This window comes from Pedococcus sp. P5_B7, assembly GCF_054049895.1.
The window spans coordinates 66,577-90,893 of sequence record NZ_JBFULM010000007.1; the positions used below are offsets into that span (position 1 = coordinate 66,577).

The 24,317-nt window shown below is 72.1% G+C and carries 20 protein-coding genes and 1 riboswitch; of the genes, 8 read left to right on the forward strand and 12 right to left on the reverse strand.

Annotated elements, in window-relative coordinates; translation table 11 throughout:
- Positions 1-28 precede the first annotated feature (28 nt).
- A complete protein-coding gene (locus tag ACXJKD_RS16335) occupies positions 29-730 on the forward strand; it encodes a hypothetical protein (protein ID WP_457255666.1) in 702 nt (233 codons plus the stop codon).
- Here ACXJKD_RS16335 and valS read toward each other — a convergent pair.
- Entirely contained in the window at positions 661-3,354 is a 2,694-nt protein-coding gene (gene valS / locus ACXJKD_RS16340) for a valine--tRNA ligase (RefSeq protein ID WP_457255667.1), read from the reverse strand. The two genes, ACXJKD_RS16335 and valS, sit on opposite strands and share 70 nt — an antisense overlap.
- Before the next feature lie 149 nt (positions 3,355-3,503).
- Between valS and ACXJKD_RS16345 the strand changes: the two genes are divergently transcribed.
- Positions 3,504-4,247, forward strand: coding sequence for a lysophospholipid acyltransferase family protein (locus ACXJKD_RS16345; RefSeq protein ID WP_457255668.1), 744 nt, complete (start codon positions 3,504-3,506; stop codon positions 4,245-4,247).
- Positions 4,248-4,278: 31 nt separating this feature from the next.
- Here ACXJKD_RS16345 and ACXJKD_RS16350 read toward each other — a convergent pair whose 3' ends face one another.
- The 8 genes from ACXJKD_RS16350 to ACXJKD_RS16385 all read right to left on the reverse strand — a co-directional run bounded on the left by ACXJKD_RS16350 (position 4,279) and on the right by ACXJKD_RS16385 (position 14,002).
- Positions 4,279-5,844 carry an RNA polymerase sigma factor gene (locus ACXJKD_RS16350; RefSeq protein WP_457255669.1) on the reverse strand — a complete coding sequence of 522 codons (1,566 nt, stop codon included), beginning with the start codon at positions 5,842-5,844 and terminating at the stop codon, positions 4,279-4,281.
- Between the two features lie 124 nt (positions 5,845-5,968).
- Entirely contained in the window at positions 5,969-6,505 is a 537-nt protein-coding gene (locus ACXJKD_RS16355; protein WP_056923590.1) for an NUDIX hydrolase family protein, read from the reverse strand.
- Positions 6,506-6,543: 38 nt separating this feature from the next.
- Positions 6,544-7,899, reverse strand: coding sequence for an FAD-binding oxidoreductase (locus ACXJKD_RS16360; RefSeq protein WP_457255670.1), 1,356 nt, complete (start codon positions 7,897-7,899; stop codon positions 6,544-6,546).
- Positions 7,896-8,798 (reverse strand): ECF transporter S component, encoded by a 903-nt coding sequence (locus tag ACXJKD_RS16365; protein WP_457255671.1) that lies wholly within the window; start codon positions 8,796-8,798, stop codon positions 7,896-7,898. The genes ACXJKD_RS16360 and ACXJKD_RS16365 overlap by 4 nt, the downstream gene beginning before the upstream one ends.
- On the reverse strand, positions 8,798-10,471 hold the full coding sequence (locus tag ACXJKD_RS16370; RefSeq protein ID WP_457255672.1) for an ABC transporter ATP-binding protein: 1,674 nt from the start codon (positions 10,469-10,471) through the stop codon (positions 8,798-8,800). Before ACXJKD_RS16370 ends, ACXJKD_RS16365 begins: the two co-directional genes overlap by 1 nt.
- Entirely contained in the window at positions 10,468-11,559 is a 1,092-nt protein-coding gene (locus ACXJKD_RS16375; protein ID WP_457255673.1) for an energy-coupling factor transporter transmembrane component T, read from the reverse strand. The genes ACXJKD_RS16370 and ACXJKD_RS16375 overlap by 4 nt, the downstream gene beginning before the upstream one ends.
- A gap of 5 nt (positions 11,560-11,564) precedes the next feature.
- Complete coding sequence (locus tag ACXJKD_RS16380) at positions 11,565-12,419, reverse strand: hypothetical protein (protein WP_457255674.1); 855 nt, start codon at positions 12,417-12,419, stop codon at positions 11,565-11,567.
- The gene (locus tag ACXJKD_RS16385; protein ID WP_457255675.1) at positions 12,419-14,002 is read right to left on the reverse strand and encodes a hypothetical protein; all 1,584 of its coding nucleotides are present in this window, start codon (positions 14,000-14,002) and stop codon (positions 12,419-12,421) included. Before ACXJKD_RS16385 ends, ACXJKD_RS16380 begins: the two co-directional genes overlap by 1 nt.
- Before the next feature lie 101 nt (positions 14,003-14,103).
- Positions 14,104-14,231: riboswitch (cobalamin riboswitch) on the reverse strand.
- Between the two features lie 377 nt (positions 14,232-14,608).
- Between ACXJKD_RS16385 and ileS the strand changes: the two genes are divergently transcribed.
- Positions 14,609-17,956, forward strand: a complete 3,348-nt coding sequence (ileS, locus tag ACXJKD_RS16390) for an isoleucine--tRNA ligase (RefSeq protein WP_457255676.1) — start codon at positions 14,609-14,611, stop codon at positions 17,954-17,956.
- 88 nt (positions 17,957-18,044) lie between these two features.
- Positions 18,045-19,430, forward strand: a complete 1,386-nt coding sequence (locus ACXJKD_RS16395; RefSeq protein ID WP_457255677.1) for a bifunctional folylpolyglutamate synthase/dihydrofolate synthase — start codon at positions 18,045-18,047, stop codon at positions 19,428-19,430.
- Between the two features lie 60 nt (positions 19,431-19,490).
- Here ACXJKD_RS16395 and ACXJKD_RS16400 read toward each other — a convergent pair whose 3' ends face one another.
- A complete protein-coding gene (locus ACXJKD_RS16400) occupies positions 19,491-19,622 on the reverse strand; it encodes a hypothetical protein (protein WP_255358323.1) in 132 nt (43 codons plus the stop codon).
- 192 nt (positions 19,623-19,814) lie between these two features.
- Here ACXJKD_RS16400 and ACXJKD_RS16405 point away from each other — a divergent pair, with 192 nt between their 5' ends.
- On the forward strand, positions 19,815-20,204 hold the full coding sequence (locus ACXJKD_RS16405; protein ID WP_457255678.1) for a DUF4233 domain-containing protein: 390 nt from the start codon (positions 19,815-19,817) through the stop codon (positions 20,202-20,204).
- Here the strand turns inward: ACXJKD_RS16405 and ACXJKD_RS16410 are convergent.
- Positions 20,113-20,796 carry a DUF998 domain-containing protein gene (locus ACXJKD_RS16410; RefSeq protein ID WP_457255679.1) on the reverse strand — a complete coding sequence of 228 codons (684 nt, stop codon included), beginning with the start codon at positions 20,794-20,796 and terminating at the stop codon, positions 20,113-20,115. The genes ACXJKD_RS16405 and ACXJKD_RS16410 overlap by 92 nt on opposite strands.
- Positions 20,797-20,838: 42 nt before the next feature.
- On the opposite strand from ACXJKD_RS16410, the gene ndk reads away from it, so the two are divergent.
- Entirely contained in the window at positions 20,839-21,267 is a 429-nt protein-coding gene (gene ndk / locus ACXJKD_RS16415; RefSeq protein ID WP_457255680.1) for a nucleoside-diphosphate kinase, read from the forward strand.
- Positions 21,268-21,294: 27 nt separating this feature from the next.
- On the opposite strand, the gene ACXJKD_RS16420 is transcribed toward ndk, so the two are convergent.
- Positions 21,295-21,816 carry a MarR family winged helix-turn-helix transcriptional regulator gene (locus ACXJKD_RS16420; protein ID WP_457255681.1) on the reverse strand — a complete coding sequence of 174 codons (522 nt, stop codon included), beginning with the start codon at positions 21,814-21,816 and terminating at the stop codon, positions 21,295-21,297.
- A 68-nt stretch (positions 21,817-21,884) separates the two neighbouring features.
- Between ACXJKD_RS16420 and ACXJKD_RS16425 the strand changes: the two genes are divergently transcribed.
- Both ACXJKD_RS16425 and mreB read left to right on the forward strand, forming a co-directional pair.
- Complete coding sequence (locus ACXJKD_RS16425; protein WP_457255682.1) at positions 21,885-23,144, forward strand: MFS transporter; 1,260 nt, start codon at positions 21,885-21,887, stop codon at positions 23,142-23,144.
- 148 nt (positions 23,145-23,292) lie between these two features.
- Positions 23,293-24,306: a rod shape-determining protein MreB gene (gene mreB / locus ACXJKD_RS16430; RefSeq protein ID WP_457255880.1), complete on the forward strand. Its 1,014-nt coding sequence runs from the start codon at positions 23,293-23,295 to the stop codon at positions 24,304-24,306.
- Positions 24,307-24,317 lie beyond the last annotated feature (11 nt).

A 24,317-nucleotide genomic window follows, 5' to 3' on the forward strand; every position in this document is an offset into this window, starting at 1 on the left:
TTGCGGCGCCACCCGCGAGGATGAGGGCATGTCCTCGGGGTACCGGTTGCGCAGCGGTGACATCGGGCCGGTCCAGCAGTCCCCGGTGACCTGCGGTTCGGCCTGCCTCACGGTGGCCAGGATGTTGGTCAACCCCGTCTTCGCGCGGTGGATCACCTCCGGTGACGGCCCGCGCGCCGACGCCCCACCCGGCGCCACCGAGAAGGAGCGATTCGCGGCCTACGAGCGGGTCGTGATGAGGCGCACCAACCGCCTGTTCTCCGGCGGCGGACGGCTCAACATCCCGTGGCCCCGGTCGCTGGGCACCCCGCCCTGGGGGGCGCGCAAGGAGCTCGAGTTCGGGGCGTCGCGGCGGGGGACCGAGTACGAGCTTCGGGTGGTCCGGCAGCTCACCCGCAGCGCGCTGCGTGACGCGCACGCGCGCCTGGTCGAGGTCGTCGCCGACGGCGAGCCCGCCCTGCTCTACATCGGCAACGGCCTCCTGCCACGCCACGTCACGCTGGTGCTGCCGGGTGACGGCGACCGGGTGCTCGACGTCTACGATCCGGCGACGGGTCAGGTGACCATGTTGGACGAGGGCAGGTTCGCCAGTCGTGAGCTGCGGATCGCCGGGTGGGACGTGCCGTGGATCACGGTGCAGCCCAACGGAACCCGCCGCATTCAGGCCTTCGGCTTCTCCACGGGGATCAGCTCCGCGTCGCGCACGACGGGCATTTCGGCCTCGGCGTAGTCGACCGTCCCGGTGATCCGGCCGGCCGCTCGCAGGTCGGTCTCGGCGAGCCGGACCCGGTCGGTCCACGCGCCCTGGCCGGCCAGCACGATCGACGCCACCTCGGCGCGCATGCCGACCTTCGCCTCCGACTTGGCCTTGCGGACCCCGGCCAGGGCCTCGCCCACGGCGATGAGCAGGGCGGGGTCTCCGCCTTCGCCGACCGCCGCGTCAGCAGCCGTCGGCCACGGGGCCCGGTGCACGGAGCCTTCGTGCCACCACGACCAGGCCTCCTCGGTGACGTAGGGCAGCATCGGCGCGAAGAGGCGCAGCATCACGTCGAGCGCGATGCGCAGCGCCGCGCGCGCGGACGCCGCCTCGCCGTCGCCCTGCCCGCCGTAGGCGCGGTCCTTGACCAGCTCGAGGTAGTCGTCGCAGAACGTCCAGAAGAAGGTCTCGCTGACCTCGAGCGCGCGGGTGTGGTCCCACGACTCGAAGCCGGCAGTCGCCTTGGCGACGACGTCGCCGAGCTGGGCGAGCATGGCGCGGTCGAGCGGGTTGGTCACCGCTGTGACCAGTGCGCCGTCGACTTCGCCGCTGTGCTGGATGTCGACTTCGCCGCTGTGCTGGATGTCGACTTCGCCGCTGTGCTGGATGTCGACTTCGCCGAAGGACAGCGCGAACTTGGTGGCGTTGAGGATCTTGATCGCCAGGCGACGACCGACCTTCATCTGCCCGGTGTCGTAGGCGGCGTCGGCGCCGAGGCGGCCCGAGGCGGCCCAGTACCGGACGGCGTCGGTGCTGTGCTCCTTGACGACGTCCTCGGGCGTGACGACGTTCCCCTTGGACTTGCTCATCTTCTTGCGGTCGGGGTCGAGGATCCACCCGGACAGGGCGGCATTGCGCCACGGCACCGAGCCGAACTCGAAGTGCGAGCGCACGACCGTCGAGAACAGCCAGGTGCGGATGATGTCGTGCCCCTGCGGTCGGACGTCCATGGGGAACACCCCGGCGAACAGCTCGGGGTCGTCGCGCCAGCGTCCGGCGATCTGCGGGGTCAGGGACGACGTGGCCCAGGTGTCCATGATGTCGGGGTCGCCGACGAAGCCGCCGGCCTGCCCACGCTGGGACTCCTCGTAGCCCTCAGGGGCCTGCGCGGCCGGGTCGACGGGCAGCTGGTCCTCGGTGGGCACCAGCTGCTTGTCGAAGACCGGGTCGCCGTGGTCGTCGAGCGGGTACCAGACGGGGATCGGCACGCCGAAGAACCGCTGGCGGGAGACCAGCCAGTCGCCGTTCAGCCCGCTCACCCAGTTCTCGTAGCGGGCCCGCATGAAGGCGGGGTGGAAGTCGACCTGCCGGCCGCGCTCGATCATCTCCGCGTTGAGGTCGGCGTCGCGCCCACCGTTGCGGATGTACCACTGCCGGGAGGTGACGATCTCGAGCGGCTTCTCACCGCGCTCGTAGAAGTTGGCCTTGCGCTGGGTCGCCTTGGGCTCACCGTCGAGGTCACCGGACTCGCGCAGCGCGGCGACGATCGCCTCACGAGCGCTGAAGGTGGTCTTGCCCGCGACCTGCTCGGCGAACAGCTGCTCACCCGGGCTCCCGGCCAGCCACTCGGGAGTCTCGGCCTGGATGCGTCCGGACCGGGTGATGACCGACCGGGTCGGCAGCTGCAGCTCACGCCACCACAGCACGTCGGTCAGGTCACCGAAGGTGCAGCACATGGCGATGCCGGCGCCCTTGTCGGGCTCGGCCGCGGAGTGGGCCACCACCGGGATCTCGACCCCGAACAGCGGTGAGCGGACGGTGGTCCCGAACAGCGCGGCATACCGTTCGTCGTCGGGGTGGGCGATCAAAGCGACCGCGGAGGGGATGAGCTCGGGCCGCGTCGTCTCGATGTGGATCGGGCCGTCGGCGCCGTGGAAGGCGACGCGGTGGTAGGCGCCGGGGTAGTCGCGGGCCTCGAGCTCGGCCTGGGCGACCGCGGTCTGGAAGGTGACGTCCCACAGGCCGGGCGCCTCGGACTGGTAGGCCTCACCACGGGCGAGGTTGCGCAGGAAGGCCTGCTGGGCGGTGGCGCGCGAGTGGTCGTCGATGGTGCGGTAGCTGATCTCCCAGTCGAGGCTGAAACCCATCCGGCGGAACAGCGACTCGAAGGCCTTCTCGTCCTCGACGGTCAGCTCGTCACACAGCTCGATGAAGTTCTGGCGCGAGATGGGGAGGGTGTCGGCGGCCTTGAGGCTCTTGGCGTCACCGCGGTGCGGCGGCTCGAAGCCCTCGACGTAGGGGAGCGACGCGTCGCCCCGCACGCCGTAGTAGTTCTGGACCCGCTTCTCGGTCGGCAGGCCGTTGTCGTCCCAGCCGATCGGGTAGAAGACCTCCAGGCCCTGCATCCGCTTGTACCGGGCCATGCAGTCGGTGTGCGTGTAGGAGAACACGTGCCCCATGTGCAGGGACCCCGAGGCGGTCGGCGGGGGAGTGTCGATCGAGAAGACCGACTCACGCCCCTGGGCGAGCGCCGTGGCGCGGTCGAAGCTGTAGGTGCCCTGCTCCCGCCATACCTGCGCCCACTTGTCCTCGAGCCCCTCGATCGAGGGCTTGTCGGGGATGGTGGCGGCGCCGGACGTGGTGGGTGCATCGGTCATGGCGTGAATCTTCCCATCCCGTCACCAGTGGTGACCAACGGGTTGCGGGTATGCCGCGGGCTCGCTCGCGCGGTCAGGCGACGCTGGCGCGCCTGCTGGGCAAGCTCGACCCGTAGGGGCGGTCGCTGACCACCCCCTAGGGTTGGTCCATGGAACCCGTCTACACCCCGGTCATCGGGTTGGCCCGCGCACTCTTCGCTGCCCAGGGCCTCAAGATCACGATGACCGGCACCGAGCACGTGCCCCGCCACGGCGGGGCGGTGATGGCGATCAACCACACCGGCTACTTCGACTTCACGTATGCCGGGTTGGTGGGTGTCAAGGCCGGGCGCTACGTGCGGTTCATGGCCAAGAAGTCGATCTGGTCCAACCCGGTGGCCGGCCCGCTGATGAAGGGGATGAAGCACATCCCGGTCGACCGCGAGGCTGGTCTGGGGTCCTTCGATGCCGCCCGCGACGCGCTGCGCAGCGGAGAGATCATCGGCGTCTTCCCCGAGGCCACCATCTCCAGGTCCTTCGAGCTCAAGGCCTTCAAGTCCGGCACCGTCCGCCTTGCACAAGAGGGCGGCGTGCCGATCCTGCCCGTCACGATCTGGGGTTCGCAGCGCGTCTGGACCAAGGGCCAGCCGCGCAGGATGGGCCGGCACGGCATCCCCCTGTTCATCACGGCCGGCGCCCCCATCGTGGTCGGCGCCGACGAGAAGCCGGGCCTGGCCACGGTTCGGGTGCGGGCGGCGATGGAGACGCAGCTGCACGCCATGCAGGACCGCTACCCCCACTGGCCCGACGCGGAGCGACACCTGTTGCCCGTCCGGCTCGGGGGCACGGCCCCCACCGTCGAGGAGGCCGAGGAGATGGACCGGGCCGACCGGCGCCGGCGCAGCAGCCACTGACCGAGCCGGTCGGTGCCCAGCCCGCGAGGGTCTAGTGCTTGCCCTTGTTGACGTGACCCTTGCCGTGCGCCTGATCCTGCAGGGCCTGCTTGGCCTGGGCCTTCGCCTTCCCCTGCGTCGTGGCCTGGCCCTTGGCGAGGTGCGTGCCGTGCTGCTTGGCGTGGCCCTTGGCGAGGTGCTTGCCCTGGTGCTTGGCGTGGCCCTTGCCGTTCGCCTTGCCGTTGCCGTTCCCGGTCGCGGTCGGTTTGACGGTCCCGTTGCCCCGGGCCTTGCCGCTGCCCTTCCCGATGGTCTGGACCTTGCCCTTCGCCTTGCTCTCGCCGTTGCCGGTGGGCACGACGGGCGGCCGCGGCGTCGACGGGGTGGGGACCACCGGAGGCGTCGGGGTGGCCGGCGGCTCGGTGGGCGTGGGCGTGGGAGCCGGCGTGTCGGTCGGCGTGGAGGGCGTCACGGGGTTCGGGTTGAAGACGGCCACCACGACCTGGACCCCGGTGCCGCGGGGCGGGCTCACGACCTGGTCGGTGCCGCCGCTGCCGTCCTGACCCCCGCCGGAGCCGGGAGTGCCGGTGGAGGGCTCCGTCGGGGCGGGCACCCGCCCGGGCGATGGTGTCTGGTTGGGCGTCTCGGTCGAGGGCAGCGGGCCGGGGACGATCGGGCCGTCGGCCGTGACGAGTGGACCGCGATCGCGGCCGAGGATGCCGTCGATGGCCACGCTGAGCAGGCCGCTCATGGCTGCGGCCGTGCTGATGCCGCCGACGGCGAGCAGCCAGGCGGCAGCGGCGGCCCCGGCTCGGGCCGACCGGCTGGGGGTGCCGAGGATCCGCTGGGCGCTCGCCGGGGCGGACGACTGCAGGCTGTGGATGTCGACCACCGACGGCTGCTGGAGCGCGCCAACGGGCACCATCGAGGGCGCTGCGGTGGCGGCCGCGCCGAACGCGCGACCCGGAGCCGCCAGCGCCGCCGGCGCCGTCGCCGCCGCGACCAGTCCTGCGGGAGCCACCGGCCTGAGCAGCACCGGGAAACCAGCCGCGAACAGTCCTGCGGCGAAGGGCAGGTCGGCGAGCTCACCGGGAGTTGCCGGCACCCGCAGCGAGGCGATCAGCACCTCCAGCGACATGTCGAGGTGCTGTTGGCCCTGCAGCACGAGGGTGAGGACGGTGTTCGGCTCCAGGCCGGTCAGCCGGGACACGGCGTCGCGGCCGAGGTTGGCCACTGCGCCCATGGCGAGGACCTCCGCCTCCGCCGGCGGGCAGGCGCGCAACGCGGCGACTGCGTGTCCCAGTGCGTCGGGCTCCACGTCGGAAGGCGGCGTCGACGTGCCTGCGGGCGCCAACGAGGAGGCGCCGTCGCCGGCCAGGACGGCGGTGCGGGCAGCGCCGACGACCAGCTCGAGCCAGGCGTCGTCGTCGGGCGGGCAGACCTGCAGCTGCGGCAGGGCCGTCGTCCAGGCAGTGCGGGCGAGCTCCGCGTGGTCGCCGTCGGCGGTCACTCGCAGGTAGCGCAGGAGCACCGGGTTCGTGGCCGCGTGGAGGCGTGCGAAATCGTCCGCGACGCCGCCTTGGGCGCCGAGGAGGTATATGGCGATTTCCCCCGGCACGTACCCAGTTTCGTCCTCTTGCGTGCGAATGCGCGTCATCCGTTCGGGTGATGTTGCCCGGATGACGCCGCGAAACCGGCGTCGACAGGCTTACAAAGGGTGGTTCGGGTCCGCCCTGCCGCGCTCAGAGCGGGTGTCCCAGATGGGCCATCGCCTGGCGGAGCAGCACGCCGTGCCCGCCGTCCATCTCCTCCAGGAGCGAGGGCGCCACGGCCTCCTCGGGGGTCAGCCACGCGAGGTCGAGGGCGTCCTGCTGCGGCTGGCAGTCACCGGCCACCGGCACCACGAACGCGAGCGAGACGGCGTGCTGGCGAGGGTCGTGGAAGGGGGTGACGCCGGGCGTGGGGAAGTACTCGGCCACGGTGAACGGTTGGGGGCTCGCGGGGACCTGGGGCAGGGCCATCGGCCCGAGGTCCTTCTCGATGTGCCGGATCAGGGCGTCGCGGACCCGCTCGTGGTAGAGCACCCGGCCGGAGACGAGCTCGCGGTTGATCGCGCCGTCGGAGGCCCGCAGGAGCAGACCGACCGCACTCACGGCCCCGCGCTCGTCGACCCGCACCGGCACGGCGTCCACGTACAGGATGGGCAGCCGCTCGCGCGCGGCGTCGAGCTCCTCGCGGGTCAACCAGGCCTCACTACGGTCGAGTTCGAGGTTGCTCATGGCCTTGTTTCTACCAGTCGAACCATGCGCCCCATCCGTCAGGACCAGTAGACCCGGCCGGGGTTGAGGATTCCGCGCGGGTCGAACAGTGCCTTCACCGCGCGCTGGCGCTCGAGCTCACGCTCACCGAGCTCCTCCGCGAGCCACGGCGCCTTGAGGGTGCCCACTCCGTGCTCGCCGGTGATGGTGCCCCCCATCTGCAGGGCCGCGGTGACCACCTCGGAGAACGCCTGGTGCGCCCGCCTCCGGCTCGTGGGGTCGGCCGGGTCGAAGAAGATGCTCGGGTGCAGGTTGCCGTCCCCGGCATGACCGGCCATGACGATCTCGAGGCTGTGCCTGGCGGCGATGGCCTGACCCGCGCGGATCAGGTCGGTCAGCCGACCCACGGGGACGCAGACGTCCTCGAGGTAGCGCGGGCCCTTGGCCTCCAGCGCCGGGCTCAGCGCGCGACGGCCGGCCAGCAGCAGGTCGGCCTCGGCGGGGTCGTCGGCCACGGCCACGTCCACGGCGCCCGCGTCGGTGAGCAGCGCGGCATACCGCTGCACGTCCTCGCCGGTGTGGTCCGGGCGGTCCGACTGGACGAGCAGCACCGCCTCGCAGTCCTGGGGGAAGCCGTAGTCGGCGAGCGCCTGCACCGCCGCCACGGCGGCGCGGTCGAGCAGCTCGACGAGCGAGGGCACGTGGCGCTCGCGGCGCAGGGCGACGATCGCCACGGAGGCGGTGTCGAGGGAGTCGAAGGTCGCCAGCACGGTGAGGGCGGGGTCGGGCGCCGACACCAGGCGGGTGGTCACCTCGGTGACCACCCCGAGGGTGCCCTCCGACCCGACGAACAGGCCGGTGAGGTCGAGGCCGGCCACTCCCTTCGCGGTGCGGTGTCCGGTGCGGATGACCTCCCCGCCGGGCAGGACGACCTGGAGGGAGCGGACGTAGTCGGCGGTCACGCCGTACTTCACGCAGCACAGGCCACCGGCGTTGGTGGCGACGTTGCCGCCGACCGTGCAGAACGCCGAGCTGGCGGGGTCCGGTGGGTAGAACAGCCCCTCGGCGGCCGCAGCGTCCTTGAGGCTCTGGGTGATGACGCCGGGCCCGAGCACGGCCAGCCCTTCGAGTGGGTCGACGGTGGAGATCGTGTCGAGCCCTTCGGTGTTGAGGACCACGCCGCCCTCGATCGCGACCGAGCTCCCGGTGAGGCTGCTGCGCGCGCCCTGCGGCACGACCGGCGTGCGGGTCTCGTGCGCCCACTGCATCACCTCGACGACGTCACCGAGGTCACGCGCCCGCACCACCTCGAAGTCGGCGGGCGCGGTGGCGCCGACTGACTGGTCGACGGCGTAGGTCGCCTTGACGTCGGGGTCGGTGACGGTGCGGATGGGCAGCGAGGTGTGCGTGCTCACTCGTGCAGCGTATGCCGCGGGGCCGGCTGGTCGGCGCGGTCACCGTGCTCGAGCGCGACGTCAGCAAGCTCCGCGTCGGCAAGCGCCACGTCGGCACGCTCCGCGTCAGCAAACTCCACGTCGGCGTCGAAGGCGGCCCGACGCGAGGCCCGGCGCAGGGTCCCGAGGACCGCGCGCCCGGTGACGACGATGAGGACGACGTTGGTGACCGCGCGCCCGAGGTCCCACCAGACCGACGTGGCCAGGGAGAAGAGCCCGAACCGGCGCAGGTTCTCCCACGCAGGGGCACCCGCCACGAACGACAGGTCGCTCGCCAGCCCGCTGGCAAAGGGCCAGAACGAGAAGTTGAGCGCCACGCCGTAGAGCAGCCCGGCCAGCGCGCCGTAGCCGGCCAGGAGGAGCAGCTCCCAGCGAGGGGGGACCCGGGGGAGGAGGCCGGCGCCCAGGCCGACCCAGGCGGCGCCGAGCATCTGGTAGGGCAGCCACGGGCCGACCCCACCGGTGACCAGCGCCGAGGCGAAGAGCGTGGTCGAGCCGAGCACGAACCCGAAGGCCGGCCCGAACACCCGGCCGCCCAGGACGAGCAGGAAGAAGACCGTCTCGAGCCCTGCGGTGCCGGCGCCCAGGGGGCGCAGGGCGGCCCCGACCGCGGACAGGACGCCGAGCATCGCCACGGCCTTGACGTCGAGCCCGCCCTCGCTGATCTCGAACAGCACCACCGCCATCAGCAGCGGCAGCAGGAGGGCGAAGACCAGTGGTGCATCGGCGTTCTGGCCGAGCCGCGAGCCGGCCGTCGCGAACAGCGGCCAGAGGAAGGCGAGCAGCCCGGCCACGGACACCAGGACGAGCGCTGCGGTGGAGCGCGGACGCAGCGCGATGGCGCGCATCGGGGTGGCCATCAGGGCGCCCCGAGGGTGGTGGCGGCGCTCAGTACCTGGTCCAGGCACAGCAGCCGCGCGGGGGCGAGCACCTTGGCCACCTGCGGTGCGAAGGCGGGGGAGTCGCAGAGGATGTCGGTGGCCGTCCCGTCCGCGACGACCGTCCCCTCGGCCAGCACGACCACCCGGTCGGCCACCGTGGCGGCGAACTCCACGTCGTGGGTCGCCACCGCCAGGGCGGTCCCGGCTGCGGCGAGGTCGCGCAGGACCTCGGCCAGGGCGGCCTTGCCGGGGTAGTCCAACCCCCGGGTGGGTTCGTCGAGGAGCAGCGCCCCGGGCGACGCGGAGAGCTGGATCGCCAGCACCAGGGCCAGCTGCTGCCCCTCGGACAGGTCGCGAGGGTGGTGGTCGTCGGGTATGCCGGGTGCGAGCCGGTCGAGCGTGGCGCGCGTCGCGCCCGGTGCGGCTCCTGACTCGTGGTCTGCCTGCTGGCACTCGGCGCGCACCGAGTCGAGGTAGAGCAGGTCGGGGGCGCTCTGGGGGACCAGCCCGACGTGGCTGCGGCGGGTGCGGGGTGCCTCCGTGGCGGGGTCGACCCGCGCGCCGGTGGCCGTGACGACGGTGACCGCACCGTCACTGCGGGGGCCGCTGCCGTGGAGTGCCCAGAGCAGGGAGGACTTGCCAGAACCGTTGCGGCCCATGAGGACTGCGACCTCGCCGTCGCGTAGGGCCAGGTCCACGGAGCGCACCGCGGCCACCGTCCCGTGGGTGACAGAGAGGGCAGACGCGACCAGCCGCGCGGCTCCTTGGGGCAGCGCGCGCCGGCTGGGGTCGGCGGTGCCGGCGGGACCCGTCTCGATGAGCTCGGCCCGCAGGGCGTTGGCTGCGCGCCGGGCATCCCGGACCGTCAGGGGCAGGGGGTCCCAGCCGGCCCAGCGCCCCAGGTGGACCACCGGTGGCGCGAGGGCCGAGGTGGCCATGACGTCGCTCGGCCGGCCGTCGCTGACCGTGCCGTCGTCGTGCACCTCGATGACCCGGTCGGCCGCGCCGACGATCCGCTCCAGCCGGTGCTCCGACAGCAGGACGGTCAGGCCGAGGTCGTGCACGAGCCGCGAGAGCGTCGCGAGCACCTCCTCGGCACCGGTCGGGTCGAGGGCCGAGGTGGGTTCGTCGAGGACGAGGAGCCGCGGGTTCGCCGTGAGCACCGACCCGATCGCGACCCGCTGCTGCTGCCCGCCCGAGAGGTCGCGCAGGGGTGCGTCGCGCAGGTCGGCGATCCCCAGGAGGTCGAGCACCTCCTCCACCCGGCGGCGCATGGCGGCCGGGTCGAGGGCCAGCTGTTCGAGCGTGTAGGCGAGCTCTTCCTCCACGGTGTCCGTCACGAAGCCCGCCAGCGGGTCCTGACGCACGACGCCGACGACGCCCGCGAGGTCCCGTGGTCGGTGCGTGCGGGTGTCGTGGCCGAAGACCGTGACCCGGCCCGAGAGGTGACCCCCGGTGAAGTGGGGGACGGTGCCGTTCACGGCGCCGAGCAGGGTCGACTTACCCGAGCCCGTGCGGCCGGTGACGACGACGAGCTCACCCTCCTGGAGCGCGAACGACACCGAGCGGATCGCGGGACGTGGGCTCCCGGCATAGCGGATGCTGACGCGGTCGAAGACGACCGGGGCGTGCGGGTCGACGGGGCGGCTCATCGCGGGTCTCCGCGCCGCGCGACCGGTGGGTCGGGGGCGACGAACGCCGGGAGGGCCGCCGCCAGGATGCCGACGACGGGGAGCAGCGGCAGCGCGGGGGCGGCCAGCGGCTCGAGGGGGAGGACGAGGGTGCCCGGCGCCCGGGCGCACTGCACGACCACGAGCACCGCGGCCAGCAGACCCGAGCCGGCGACGAGCCACTCGGGCACCGCCCACGGGTCGGGCCGGTAGACGCTGCGCTGCACGCTCCGCCCACCGACCCACATGCCGATCGCCGACAGGGCCAGGCCCAGGACGAGCATGGGCAGGCCGATGACCGCGGGCGCGGTGCTGTCGAGCAGGCCGTACATCCCGATGCCGGCGCCCAGGAGCCCGGTGAGGGTCAGCGCAGCGGTGACCCTCCTCGTGACCGGTGACTGCTCGGTCCGGCGGCCGTACCCCCTCGAGTCCATCGCCGAGGCGAGGGAGAGCGACCGGTCCAGCGTGTCCTGGAGGACGGGCAGCGCGACCCGGCCGACCGACCGGATCCCGGTGCCACCCTCGCCGCGCAGGACTCGGGCCCGCCGGACCCGCTGAACGCTCTCGGCCAGCTGCGGCGCGACGGTGACCGAGATGACCACGGCGGTGCCGATCTCGTGCAAGGCACTCGGGAGGGCCCGGAGGAGGCGCTTGGGGTTGGCCAGCGCGTTGGCCGCGCCGATGCAGGCGATCAGGCTGGCCAGCCGCAGCCCTTCGACCGCCGCCGCCAGCAGGCCCTCGAGGTAGAGCGGGCCGAGGAGGGTGATGCCGGGCAGCTCGATGCTGGGCAGCTGGTAGAGCCTCGTGCTGCCGAACTTGTAGCCCACCACGACGTGCAGGAGTACCCGCAGGACGATGATGACCGCCCCGAGCACGAGGTACAGGCGGAAGGCCCGTGCCCACGGCGAGCTGCCGCGCTTGGCCGCGACGACCAGGCTGGCGACGGTCACCGCGAGCAGGAGCAGCACCGGGTTGCTGGTGCGTGAGCAGGCCACCGCCAGCCCGATCGCCCACACCCACCAGGCGACCGGGTGGAGGTGTCGGGACAGCGGGGAGCCGGCCGTGCGCACGGTCCTCAGCTGGTGGCTCGGCGACGGATCGCGACGTAGGCCGCGCCGGCGCCGACCAACGCGACCAGGCCGAGGCCGGCGAGCAGGGTGGTGGGCGAGCCCGAGTCCGTCGAGTCCCCCTGGGCCGCTGCGGTGCTCGCACTGTCGCCGGTCGAGTCCGTCGACGGCGTCGTGCCCGTGGTGGCGCCACCCGTCGGCGGCGTGGTGGTCGTGCTGCCCGGGGTCGTGGTCGACGGCTTCGCGCCGGGCTTGGTCACCGAGCCGGCAGCAGAGCTGCTCCCGGCTGCCGGCGTCGACCCGGTCGAGGTGCTCGAGCTCCCGGGACGCGCGGGGGTGGTCGTCGTGGGCTTCGGCTTCGGCTTGGGGGCGGGCGGCCGGCTCGACGACGAGGACGGGCTCGGCGACGGCTTGGGTGCGGCTGCGGCGGGCGGAGGGCTGCTGGGAGCCCCTCCGGAGCCGAACGCGAACCCGATCACGCTGCCGGCCGCTGGGTTGTAGTCCGCCACGCCGGAGCTGCTGTAGGTCCACGATCCGCCACGGGGTGCGTGGAAGAAGGCCCAGTAGGCGCTGGCCGGAGGCATCCGCTGGCAGGACTGGTCGGCAGGGACGCTGTTGATCTTGCAGACCACCGTTCTCGGGTACTGGACCGGGCTCACGACGGTGGCGACCTTTGTGAGCACCTTCATGGCGGAGGTGTCGTCCGCGGCGCAGAGCGTGCTGCTGCTCGAGCCGTAGTCGATCACCACCGTCACGCCGGTCGAGCTGCTGCAGGCCGCCGCCTGGGCGGCCCCGCCCGGGAGGGCGAGGCCGCCGGCGACCACCAGACCGGCAATGGCGACGAAGCGCGCGACCAGCCGCATCAGGCGTGCACGCCCTTGCGCCGGGCCAGGACGATCGCGCCGGCACCGGCCAGCAGCAGCAGTGCGCCCAGCAGGGTCATCGCCGCCACGTCGGTGCCGGTGAGGGCCAGCGAGCCGGGCGTGGCCGACCCGGGGTCGGCCGGGTCGTTGCTCCCCGTCGAGGGAGTCGAGGACGTGCTCGTGGTGGACGACGCAGGAGAGGTGGTCGTCGTGGTGGTCGTGCGGCAGTCGAGCGTCGGCGCGGTGGCCGCAGCCCCGTCAGCCGTGACCGTCAGCAGCGAGTCGCCGGCCAGGCCCAGGGTCGCCTGGGGCGTGGCCCGCAGCGCGCGGTCGATCGCCGCAGCCGTCGTCGGGGCAGCCTTGAGGGTGGCGTGGTCGGCCGCGGTGAAGGCGATGCCGCCGCGGAGGCCGGCGGCGAAGGAGCAGTCGAACTGCAGACCGGCCAGGAAGTCCTGGGCGCTCGCGAGCTCGGCGTCGAGGCCGCCCGCGGCGAAGGCCTGGGCTGCGACGCCCGCGGTGTTGGCGTTGTACTGACCGTCGTCGTTGAGGAAGCCGCCGTTGGGCGCCTGGTGCGACGAGAGCCACTCGAGCGCGTCCACGGTCGCGGGGTCGTCCGCGCCCAGCAGGCCGACGAGGGCCTGGGCGGCGAAGGCGGTCGCGTCCGCGTCACTGGAGCAGGCAGCACCCGCGACGTCGAGGTTGCCGCGGAACCCGCCGTCGTCGCACTGCTGGTCGAGGAGGTAGTTCCCAGCGGCGTCCGGCACCGAGCCCGTGGCGCGACCGAGGGCGATGATGTCGAGGACCTGCCCGATGGTGTTGGAGTAGTCGCCGCTCGGGTTGGTCGCGTCGCCGAAGTTGGACTTGTCCGAGAAACGACCGCCAACGGTCATCAGGCCCTCGAGGCGGGCGACGAGGTCCTGCCCACCGAAGGCGGTGGGGTTGCCGCCCTGGGCGACCACGCCGAGGACGAGCTTGCCGAGCGGGCCGGCGTAGGTCTCGGCGGTCGGGGAGCCGGGCGGGTCGGGGTAGCCCACGTAGTCGTTCACGTGTGCGGCGAGGTAGTCGGTGGTGGCGTCGGCCTGGTCGAGGCCGGCGCCTGCGCCGTCCAGCGCCAGGACGGCGTCAATGGTGTTGCCACCGTCGAAGAACGTCGAGGCGGGGTAGTTGTAGTGGTCGTCGCGCGCGGCGAGGGTGCGCACGATGAAGCCGGCGGCGTACGCGGCCTGGTCGGTGGGGTCACCCGGGACCAGGGCCGCTCGCAGGGTGGACCCCGTGCCGAACGGCATCCGCTCCGACGTCGCGGCCAGGGCCTTGGACCTCGCCGCGGTCTTCGGCTTCGACGGGGTCGTGGTCGTCGTCGAGGGCGGCGTGGTGGTCGACGTCGTGGCCGACTCGGTGGAGGTGGAGGTCGACGTCGACGTCGACGTCGACGTCGACGGCGTGGTGGTGCTCGAGCTCGTGCCGGTGGTCGTGCCGGTGGGCTCGGTCGTGCCGGCGAACGCCGCGCCGGGGACGACCAGGCTGGCCGCCAGGGCCAGGGCGAGCGCCGCCGCCGGACGGGCGGTGCGAAGGGTGCGGTGCATGGTGCCTCTTCAATGCGAACGGTGTCGCGACGGTGCACCGGCACCAGAACGTGAAAGACCCCCGGCGTCGCTGGAGCGACATCGGGGGGCGGCCTCGGACTGGGTGTCCGGGCTCCGCCCCGCGTACCTCGACGGAAATGGAGCCGCTTCGCGTACCAGGTGTTCCGGCTTGCCGCGTTTCAGGCGGCCTACGGTTGCGGGTCAGCGCCGGCATCTGACCGGCTTCCCCTGGTGTCGCGTCGTGGTGTCGCCATGCGGTCGGGGACCTCAGGGCAACGCCGCTCAGACTACACCGCACGACGGCGTCCTCCGGCCGTGCGCACGTGCCCTTCGTCACGGATGGCTAGACTGGGGTGCACAGGCGTCGAACCGGCCATCACCGGGGAGCCTCCGGAAGAACGGCAGGGCGCCCCGCGGCATACGCAGGACACCCGGCTCACTAGAACCGGACGGGTGGGTCCGTCACAACCTTGGGCAAGAGCGGCCGTATGCCGCGTGCGTCAGCACGCGGGGCACGGCAAGCGAGGTGGCACCGCGGTGCCGTCGGGAAACCCGGCGACGTCGTCCTCGTGTGAGAACACGAGTGATGTGAGGACCGCCGACACCATGACCTATCCCAAGGTCTCCAGCGACACAGTCTCGAGCGACACAGTCTCCAGCGACGCCCCGGGCACCTCCTCGGGCGTTCCCGCGTCCCCGCGCTTCCCGGAGATCGAGGAGCGCATCCTCAAGTACTGGGACGAGGACGGCACCTTCATCGCGTCGGTGGAGAACCGGTCGGCCGGCACCAACGGCGACAACGAGTTCGTCTTCTACGACGGCCCGCCGTTCGCCAACGGCCTGCCGCACTACGGCCACCTGCTGACCGGCTATGTCAAGGACCTCATCCCGCGCTACCAGACGATGCGCGGGCGCCGGGTCGAGCGACGGTTCGGGTGGGACACCCACGGCCTGCCCGCCGAGCTCGAGGCGATGGCCCAGCTCGGCATCAAGACCAAGGACGAGATCCTCGAGATCGGCATCGAGGAGTTCAACGCCAAGTGCCGGCAGTCGGTGCTGAAGTACACGGGGGAGTGGCGCGAGTACGTCACCCGCCAGGCCCGCTGGGTCGACTTCGACAACGACTACAAGACGCTCAACCCCGACTACATGGAGTCGGTCATCTGGGCGTTCAAGTCGTTGCACGACAAGGGCCTGATCTACGAAGGCTTCCGCGTCCTGCCCTACTGCTGGAACGACCAGACGCCGTTGTCGAACCACGAGCTGCGGATGGACGACGACGTCTACCAGATGCGGCAGGACCCGGCCGTCACCGTCGGCGTGCGGCTGGACACCGGCGAGCTGGCCCTGGTCTGGACGACCACGCCCTGGACCCTGCCGTCGAACCTGGCGGTGATGGTCCACCCCGACATCGACTACGTCGTCGTGGAGTCGGCCGTCCCCACGGGCAGCGCCGAGCGCTACGTCATCGGTGCGGAGCGCCTCCCGAGCTATGCGCGTGACCTGTTCGGCGACCCCAAGGCCGACGTCGAGTCCTTCGTCGTCGAGCGGCTCAAGGGTCGCGACCTGATGGGTCGCTCCTACACGCCGCCGTTCAACTACTACGAGGGTCACGAGAACGCCCACCGCGTGGTCGAGGCCGACTTCGTCACGACCAGCGACGGCACCGGGCTGGTCCACAGCGCCGGGGCGTTCGGTGAGGACGACAAGATCGTCACGGACCGCGAGGGCATCGAGCCGGTCATGCCGGTCGGCCCGGACGGGTGCTTCACCTTCCCGGTCGCCGAGTACGAGGGCATGCTCGTGTTCGACGCGAACCTGCCGATCATCGACCACCTCAAGGCCGCCACCCGCGGCGAGGCCGACCACGGCTCGGTCACGGACGGCACCGTCCTGGTCCGCCGGGAGACCTACGACCACTCCTACCCGCACTGCTGGCGCTGCCGGCAGCCGTTGATCTACAAGGCGGTCTCGAGCTGGTTCGTCGAGGTGACCAAGTTCAAGGACCGCATGCTCGAGCTCAACGAGCAGATCGACTGGACCCCGGACCACATCAAGAACGGCCAGTTCGGCAAGTGGCTCGACAACGCCCGCGACTGGTCGATCACCCGCAACCGGTTCTGGGGCAGCCCGGTGCCGGTGTGGCGCTCCGACGACCCGCAGTACCCGAGGATCGACGTCTACGGGTCCTTCGAGGAGATCGAGCGCGACTTCGGTCGGCTGCCCCGCAGCGCCGACGGCCAGGTCGACCTGCACCGCCCGTTCGTCGACGAGCTGACCCGGCCCAACCCGGACGACCCCAGCGGGCAGTCGACGATGCGCCGCGTCGAGGACGTCCTCGACGTGTGGTTCGACTCCGGCTCGATGAGCTACGCCCAGGTGCACTACCCGTTCGAGAACGCCGAGTGGTTCGAGCACCACTTCCCGGCCGACTTCATCGTCGAGTACATCGGGCAGACCCGCGGCTGGTTCTACATGCTGCACATCCTCTCGACGTCGCTGTTCGACCGCCCGGCCTTCAGCTCGGTGATCTGCCACGGCATCGTGCTCGGCTCCGACGGGCAGAAGATGTCGAAGTCGCTGCGCAACTACCCCGACGTGCGCGAGGTATTCGACCGCGACGGCGCCGACGCGATGCGCTGGTTCCTCATGGGCAGCCCGATCCTGCGCGGTGGCAACCTCATCGTCACCGAGCAGGGCATCCGTGACGGCGTGCGACAGGTGATCATCCCGCTGTGGAACACCTGGTACTTCTTCTCGCTGTACGCCAACGCTTTTGGTGCGAGTGGGAGCGGGTACGAGGCGAGGTGGTCCACGGCCTCCACCGACCCGCTCGACCGCTACCTGCTGGCCAAGCTGCGCCAGTACGTCGAGACGATGACGACCCAGCTCGACGGGTATGAGGTGGCGTCGGCGTGCGAGACGACGCGTGGCTTCCTCGACGTGCTCACCAACTGGTACGTGCGCCGTTCGCGCGAGCGGTTCTGGGACACCGCGACCACGGCGGGCGGTGGAGCCGGCGGTGCTGCCGAGCAGGCGTTCGACACCCTCTACACCGCGCTGGAGGTGCTGTGCCGCGTGACGGCGCCGCTGCTCCCCCTGGTGACCGAGGAGATCTGGCGCGGCCTGACCGGTGGCCGTTCCGTGCACCTCACCGACTGGCCCGAGGCCTCGGACCTGCCCGCCGACGACGCGCTCGTGGCGGCGATGGACCGGGTCCGCGACGTCTGCTCCGTCGCCTCGTCGCTGCGCAAGGCCGACGGGCTCCGCACCCGGCTGCCGCTGGGTGACCTCACCGTGGTGGTGGCCGACGCCGCCGCCTTGAAGGCCTACGCGCCGATCATCGCCGACGAGGTCAACGTCAAGCAGGTCACCCTCATCGACGAGAGCGACCCGGCCGCGGCCGCGTTCGCGGTCGACCAGCGGTTGACCGTGCACGCCCGGGTGGCCGGGCCCCGACTCGGCCGAGAGGTGCAGAAGGTCATCCAGGCCTCGAAGTCGGGCGACTGGTCGGTGGACGAGGACGGCACCGTGCAGGCCGGCGGGATGGTGCTGCAGGAGGGCGAGTTCACCCTCGAGCAGGCCTTCCTCGGGGAGAAGGACGAGCGGCACAGCCGCGCCTTGCTGCCCAATGGCGGCGGCGTCGTCGTCCTGGACACGCTGGTCACGCCCGAGCTCGCGCAGGAGGGGCTGGCTCGCGACATCGTGCGGGCCGTCCAGCAGGCCCGGCGCGACGGCGGGCTCGACGTGTCCGACCGGATCTCGTTGACCGTCACCGGTTCCCAGGCGGTCTGGGAGGCGACGGTGGCCCACCAGGCCCTGATCGTCGAGGAGACGCTGGCCAGCCAGTTCGGGTCCGCACCGCAGCTCGAGGCCCTGCCGGAGCGCGCCGACGTCGTCAGCGCGACGGTCGGCGACGGTGAGCCCGTGCGCATCAAGGTGATGAAGCTGTGAACTGACGCTGCGGGACGAAACGGGCGGCGGTCCTCTGCGACCGCCGCCCGTTTCGCGTCGGGGGTGGTCGCTGCGGGAGGATGGGGGCATGCCTGCTCCTGATACCGCCCAGCGCGAGGCCGCGCACAACCTCGAGGTCATGAAACGGCTCCGTGAGGTCGAGCAGGCCATCGACGCTCGCGCGCCGGAGACCGACATCGAGCCGTCCCTCGACCAGATCCGTGCGGTGATGGACCTTCTCGGCGACCCCCAGCGCAGCTATCCGGTCATCCACCTCACCGGCACCAACGGCAAGACCTCGACGACGCGGATCATCGACTCGCTGCTGCGCGAGATGGGGCTGAAGACCGGGCGCTTCACCTCGCCCCACCTCCACTCGATGCGTGAGCGGATCGCCCTGTCCGGGGTGCCGATCAGCCCGGAGAAGTTCATCGCGGCCTACGACGAGGTGCTGCCGTTCGTCGAGATCGTCGACGCCCAGTCCGCGGAGGTCGGTCGCCCGCGGATGAACTACTTCCAGATGCTCGTGGCCATCGCGTATGCCGCGTTCGCGGACGCGCCGGTCGACGTCGCCATCGTGGAGGTCGGGCTGGGCGGGGCGTGGGACGCGACGAACGTCGCCGACGGCCAGGTGGCCGTCGTGACGCCGGTCAGCCTCGACCACACCCGCATGCTCGGCGACACGGTGGAGGCGATCGCTGACGAGAAGTCGGGGATCATCAAGGCCGATGCCCTGGCCGTCATCGGCGTGCAGGAGCCGGAGGTCACCGAGATCATGGCCCAGCGAGCGGAATCCGTGGGCGCACGGATCGCGTTGGAGGGCAACGACTTCGGCCTGCTCACGCGTGAGGTGGCCGTGGGTGGCCAGCAGATCTCGGTCCGCGGCCTCGGTGGCGAGTACGAGGACCTGCTGCTTCCGCTGCACGGTGCGCACCAGGCCCACAACACGGTGCTCGCCATCGCGGCGGTCGAGGCGTTCCTCGGCGGCGGCGAGCAGCGCCTCGACCCCGACACCGTCCGGGCGGGCATCGCGGCCGTGGCCTCGCCGGGGCGGCTGGAGATCGTGCGGCGTTCGCCCACCGTCCTCGTCGACGCGGCGCACAACCCCGCCGGCGCGCTGGCGCTGCGAGCCGCCCTGGAGGACTCGTTCAACTTCGCGAGGATCATCGGGGTGATCGCCATCCTCAAGGACAAGGACGCCACCGAGATGCTGGAGATCCTCGAGCCGGTGCTCGACCACGTCGTCGTGTCACGGACCACCTCGCCGCGGGCGATGCGCCCCGACGAGCTCGGCGAGCTGGCGGTCGAGATCTTCGGCGAGGACCGGGTCACGGTCGTCCAGGACCTGCCCGACGCCCTCGACACCGCAGCGGGCCTGGCCGACGAGGGCGGCGTCGGTGGGGGAGTGCTCGCCACCGGCTCGGTGACGACTGCGGCCGAGGTGCGCATGCTGCTCGGCGCCACCGAGGTCTGACCGACCCCGGCCACCCGAGCGGCCCGACCCCTCGACGGGACCGGGCCGCTGCGGGGTCCGCTACTTCTTGCCGATCTGGCCCACGTCGAGGTGGGTCTTGGCGTCGGCCTTCGCGTGCTTCTCGGCGCGCTTCTCCTTGATGGACTTGCCCGCCTTCTTGGCCAGGTGTTGTCGAGGTGACTTGTCGGCCATGGCTGTGCTCCCAGCGCTAGGAAGCCTGAATGACTCCGTGCTCTGACAGTACGCCGTCCCGGCGCCTGCACGCGGCCGTGACCGCACGGCATACGCTCGAGGCATGATCGGGAAGTTCGTGGTGCTCGTCATCGTCGTGGCCGTCGTGTTCTGGCTCGTCACGAGGTTCCGTGACAACGGCCGAGGTGGTCGATGAAGGGGATCGTCTTCTACGGCTCCCTCGGCAAGTTCACCTGGCGGATGCTCGCCACCGTGCTGGGCAGCCAGGGAGTCGTCGTGTTCCTCGGGGCCCTGGTCGCGCGCGGGCTCGCCAGCGCCCAGGGTGACGACCGCAGCCACGCGTGGCTCTGGACCGGTGTCGGGCTGGCGCTGCTCTGCTTCCTGGCTGCTGGGCTGATGCGCCGCCCGTGGGGGGTGACGCTGGGCTGGCTGATCCAGGTGCTCACCTTCGCGAGCGCCGTGGTGGTGCCGGCCATGATCGGCGTCGGGGTCATCTTCCTCGTGCTGTGGGTGGGCTCGCTGGTCCTGTGCCGCCGGGTCGAGGACCAGGTGGCGGCCCGGGTCGAAGCCACCCAGCAGTAGCCACCGCGACCAGGGGCAGCCAGAGCTTGGCCGGCCAGATGGCGGCCCGCTCGGCGGTGCCCACCCACTCGTCGTGGCCCAGCAGCGCCACGAAGCAGGCGACGCCGACCAGGGCGACCGTCGCGAGGCCGAGTCCGACCCGCCGGGCGACGCCCGGAGCGAGCATTCGGGCGTGGAGCAGCAGCGCCAGCGGTTGCGCCGCGAAGACGGGCAGGGCGACCAGCGAGTGGGCGGTCGGATGCGTGTCGACCGGCAGCAGGCCGACGCCGACGGAGGCGAGGCCGGCCACCACCCAGAGCCAGCCGACCAGAACCCTGCGGGCACTGCGCCCTCGACGCGCGAGCAGGGGTACCGCGCCGCCCGCCTGGAGCAGCCCGAAGACGACGAAGGCGGCGTTCATGGCGACGGGCGCCGAGGAGCAGCCCGCGTCACCGGGGTCGCAGGCCGTGCCGAGGGCGCTGATCGTGTCGTCCCGCCCCGAGTAGGCAACCCCGGCCAGGGCGGCCACTCCCACCTCGCCGACGAGGTAGAGCGGCTGGGCCAGCCAGGCGGCATACGCGAAGGCCTCGCTCGTCCGCCTGGCCCCTCGCACACCGTGACGCTAGCCCCTGCTCTGCTCGGTAGGCTGGCCGACGTGACGACTCAGACCGAACGTTCCCTTGTCCTGGTCAAGCCCGACGGGTTCGCCCGCGGCCTCTCCGGAGAGGTCCTGCGCCGCATCGAGGCCAAGGGCTACACCCTGGCCGCGCTCGCGGTGACCACCCCGACCCGCGAGCAGCTGGCCGAGCACTACGCCGAGCACGAGGGCAAGCCGTTCTACGAGCCCCTCGTCGAGTTCATGTCCAGCGGCCTGGTCGCGGCAGTCGTCATCGAGGGCCACCGCTGCATCGAGGGCTTCCGGGCCCTGGCCGGTGCCACCGACCCGACCGCGGCGCTGCCCGGCACGATCCGTGGCGACCTCGGCCGCGACTGGGGCAAGAAGGTCCAGGAGAACATCGTGCACGGCTCCGACTCCGCGGAGTCGGCCGCGCGCGAGATCGCGATCTGGTTCCCGAACCTCTGACCGGCGGGGCCGCTGAGCCCCGGAGCCCTACGGGGTCTCGAGGTCGTCGAGACTGCTGATCACCACTTCGAGGAGCGCGGCCAGCTGGCCGCGCTCCTTGCGGGTCAGGCCGGCGAGGACGTCGGACTCGACGACGTTCGCCTCGCGCACGGCCGCCCCGAACAGCTCCCAGCCCTGGTCGGTGAGCTCGACGAGCACCCGGGTGCGGTTGTCGGGGTCGGGGGAGCGGCGGACCAGTCCGCGTTCGGTCATCTTGTCGAGCCGGTGCGTCATCGAGGACGCCGCCACGTTGCTGGCATCCGCGAGGCGGCTCGGCGTCATGGGCGCGCCGTCGGCGGTGGCCAGCTGGGCCACGACCGACCACTCGCCGTGCGACAGGTCGAGGTCGACGAGCTGGCGGGTGTACCACTGCTCGAGCTTGCGGCTCATCGAGTTCACCGCCGTGATGACCCGCTGCACCGACTCGTCCCCGCCGGCCGCCACATAGGTGGCGACGGCTTCCTGGTACTGCTCCTGGGCGCTCGGGGCGCGCTTTCCGCGGGGAGGCATGGCCCCATCTTCGCATGCTAAGATTTCGATATCGAAATATTCGGACTCGAAGAACTGTTGACCCTCCCATGCGCGCCCGTCTCCTGATCATCGCCTCAGCCGTTGCCATGCTCGGCTGGGGCACCGTCCTGCCCTACCAGTACGCCTACGCAGCCACCACGCGCGGCTGGGGCTCGCTCGTCGCGGCCGCCGCCTCGAGCCTGTTCTCGGTGGGCGCGCTGCTCGCGGCGCCCGTCGGCGGGCGCCTGGCCGACCGCAGGTCACCGGTCGCGGTCGCCGTCGCCGCCAAGGTCGTCGCCGCAGCCGGAGCCGCATCGCTGATCTGGGCGAACGGCCCCGTCTCCTTCCTCGTCGGCATGTTCGTCTTCGGCCTGGGGATCACCGCCGCGGGTCCGGCCCAGTCCGTCCTCGTGCTGCGCTGGGTCGGCGGAGCGGACCGCCGCAAGGTCTTCGCGTGGCAGTTCACCGGGCAGGCGCTCGGCATGGCCGTGGGTGCGTTCGCCGCCGGCTACGTCGTCGACCTCGACCGCGCCACCGGCATGTGGCCGGCGTTCGCCGCCGCTGCCGTCGGCTTCCTCGTCTCGGGTGTCCTCCTCCTGGCGGCCGGCGCCCGCCGCTGGGGTATGCCGGTCGGCTCGGTCGACGAGCCCGGCCTCACCTCCCAGGGCGTCGGGTCCACCAGCCCGCGCGAGGCCCTGCGCGCCATCTGGGCGATCCCGGCGCTGCGCTGGACCGCCCTCATCACGGTGACCCTGGCGCTGGGCTTCTACGCCCAGTTCGAGTCGGGCCTCCCGGCGTACGCCCTCACGGTCCTGCACGTCGAGGAGACCACCATCGGCCTGGCCGCCGCGGTCAACTGCGTCGTCATCATCGCGCTGCAGATGCTGGTCGTCCGGCTGACGGCCCAGCGCAGTGGGGCGACCCTCCTCATGGGCGTGGGCGCGATCTGGACCGTGTCGTGGCTGGTGCTGGCCGCCGCGTCGCTGAGCCCCGAGCTGTCCGCCGCGTTGTTCGTCACGACCTTCGGCATCTTCGCCGTCGGCGAGACGATGTACGCGCCGGTGCTCAACCCGCTGACCGCGAGCCTGGCCCCGTCCGGGCTGGTCGGCACGACCCTCGGCATGTTCACCGCGCTGCAGACCGGGTTCTCGGCGGTGGGACCGCTGGTCGCCGGCGTGATCCTCGGTGCCGGGCTCGGCAGCGTGTTCATCGGCCTGCACGTGGCCATCAGCCTGGTGGCCGTCTTCGCCGCCTGGCGCCTCCGGGCCGCGATGCGCCGGCCGCGCGAGGTGGCCCAACCCGTCCGACAGGCCGCCCTGGCTGCCTGACCACAGCCCGGCGGTTGCCTCGACGAGGCGAGTGAACCGTCACACCAGTCACACCCGCACCATCCTCGGAGCGGGTCGGGCGCGGCTCCCCGATCCCGCCCTGCCGCCGACCTAGCATCGCGGCGTGAGGAGCGGTGCGCGCGGGTGGATGACGATGGGCAGGGACCTGGCCATCGACCTCGGCACCGCCAACACCCTCGTCTACGAGCGCGGTCGGGGAGTCGTCCTGGACGAACCGTCGGTCGTGGCGGTCGAGGCCGGCACCGGCCGGCTGATCGCCGCCGGCACCCGGGCCAGGGAGATGCTCGGGCGCACGCCGGGGCATGTCCGGGCGGTCCGGCCCCTGGCCGACGGCGTCATCTCGGACGCCGACGTCACCGAGCAGATGCTGCGCTACTTCGTCGACCAGGTGCGACCGTCCCGGCTGGTCCGCCCGCGGATGGTGGTGTGCGTCCCGAGTGAGGTCACCGGGGTCGAGCGCCGGGCCCTCGAGGACGCCGCGATCCGGTCGGGAGCCCGCCGGGTCTACGTGATCGAGGAGCCGATGGCGGCCGCGATCGGCGCTGGCCTGCCGGTCAACGAGACCTCCGCCTCGATGGTCGTCGACATCGGGGGCGGCACGACCGACGTCGCGGTGATCAGCCTCGGCGGGATCGTGACGGCCAGGTCGGTGCGGGTCGGCGGTGACGAGATCGACGAGGCGGTGATCGCGCACGTCAAGAGCGAGTACTCCCTGCTGCTGGGGGAGCGCAGCGCCGAGGACATCAAGGTGGCGGCCGGCTCCGCGTTCCCCCTCAGCGAGGAGACCAGCACGCGCGTGCGGGGCCGCGACCTGGTGAGCGGCCTCCCTAAGACCGTGACGATCACCAGCCAGGAGGTCCGGCGGGCCATCGAGGGGCCGGTGCTCCAGATCGTCGACGTGGTGCGAGCCACCCTCGACGTGTGCCCGCCCGAGCTCGCGGGCGACATCCTCGACAACGGCGTCACGCTCACCGGTGGGGGAGCGCTCCTGCGCGGACTCGATGAGCGGCTCCGCCACGAGCTCGGCGTGCCGGTACGGGTCGCCGACGACCCGTTGCGGGCCGTGGTGCGCGGCTCCGGGCGGTGCGTGGAGGAGTTCTCGACGCTGGAGCGGGTCCTCATCGACACGCGCCGCTTTTGACGGGCTCGGGT

Excerpts from the sequence above, each read along its gene's own strand:
- ACXJKD_RS16370 (WP_457255672.1), bottom strand. The coding sequence starts at position 10,471 with ATGAGCCGCCCCGTCGACCCGCACGCCCCGGTCGTCTTCGACCGCGTC.
- ACXJKD_RS16405 (WP_457255678.1), top strand. The coding sequence starts at position 19,815 with ATGAAGGGGATCGTCTTCTACGGCTCCCTCGGCAAGTTCACCTGGCGG.
- ACXJKD_RS16420 (WP_457255681.1), bottom strand. The coding sequence starts at position 21,816 with ATGCCTCCCCGCGGAAAGCGCGCCCCGAGCGCCCAGGAGCAGTACCAG.
- ACXJKD_RS16335 (WP_457255666.1), top strand. The coding sequence starts at position 29 with ATGTCCTCGGGGTACCGGTTGCGCAGCGGTGACATCGGGCCGGTCCAG.
- ACXJKD_RS16385 (WP_457255675.1), bottom strand. The coding sequence starts at position 14,002 with ATGCACCGCACCCTTCGCACCGCCCGTCCGGCGGCGGCGCTCGCCCTG.
- valS (WP_457255667.1), bottom strand. The coding sequence starts at position 3,354 with ATGACCGATGCACCCACCACGTCCGGCGCCGCCACCATCCCCGACAAG.
- ACXJKD_RS16425 (WP_457255682.1), top strand. The coding sequence starts at position 21,885 with ATGCGCGCCCGTCTCCTGATCATCGCCTCAGCCGTTGCCATGCTCGGC.
- ileS (WP_457255676.1), top strand. The coding sequence starts at position 14,609 with ATGACCTATCCCAAGGTCTCCAGCGACACAGTCTCGAGCGACACAGTC.
- ACXJKD_RS16345 (WP_457255668.1), top strand. The coding sequence starts at position 3,504 with ATGGAACCCGTCTACACCCCGGTCATCGGGTTGGCCCGCGCACTCTTC.
- ACXJKD_RS16400 (WP_255358323.1), bottom strand. The coding sequence starts at position 19,622 with ATGGCCGACAAGTCACCTCGACAACACCTGGCCAAGAAGGCGGGCAAG.
- ACXJKD_RS16355 (WP_056923590.1), bottom strand. The coding sequence starts at position 6,505 with ATGAGCAACCTCGAACTCGACCGTAGTGAGGCCTGGTTGACCCGCGAG.
- ACXJKD_RS16380 (WP_457255674.1), bottom strand. The coding sequence starts at position 12,419 with ATGCGGCTGGTCGCGCGCTTCGTCGCCATTGCCGGTCTGGTGGTCGCC.
- ACXJKD_RS16395 (WP_457255677.1), top strand. The coding sequence starts at position 18,045 with ATGCCTGCTCCTGATACCGCCCAGCGCGAGGCCGCGCACAACCTCGAG.
- ACXJKD_RS16365 (WP_457255671.1), bottom strand. The coding sequence starts at position 8,798 with ATGGCCACCCCGATGCGCGCCATCGCGCTGCGTCCGCGCTCCACCGCA.
- mreB (WP_457255880.1), top strand. The coding sequence starts at position 23,293 with ATGACGATGGGCAGGGACCTGGCCATCGACCTCGGCACCGCCAACACC.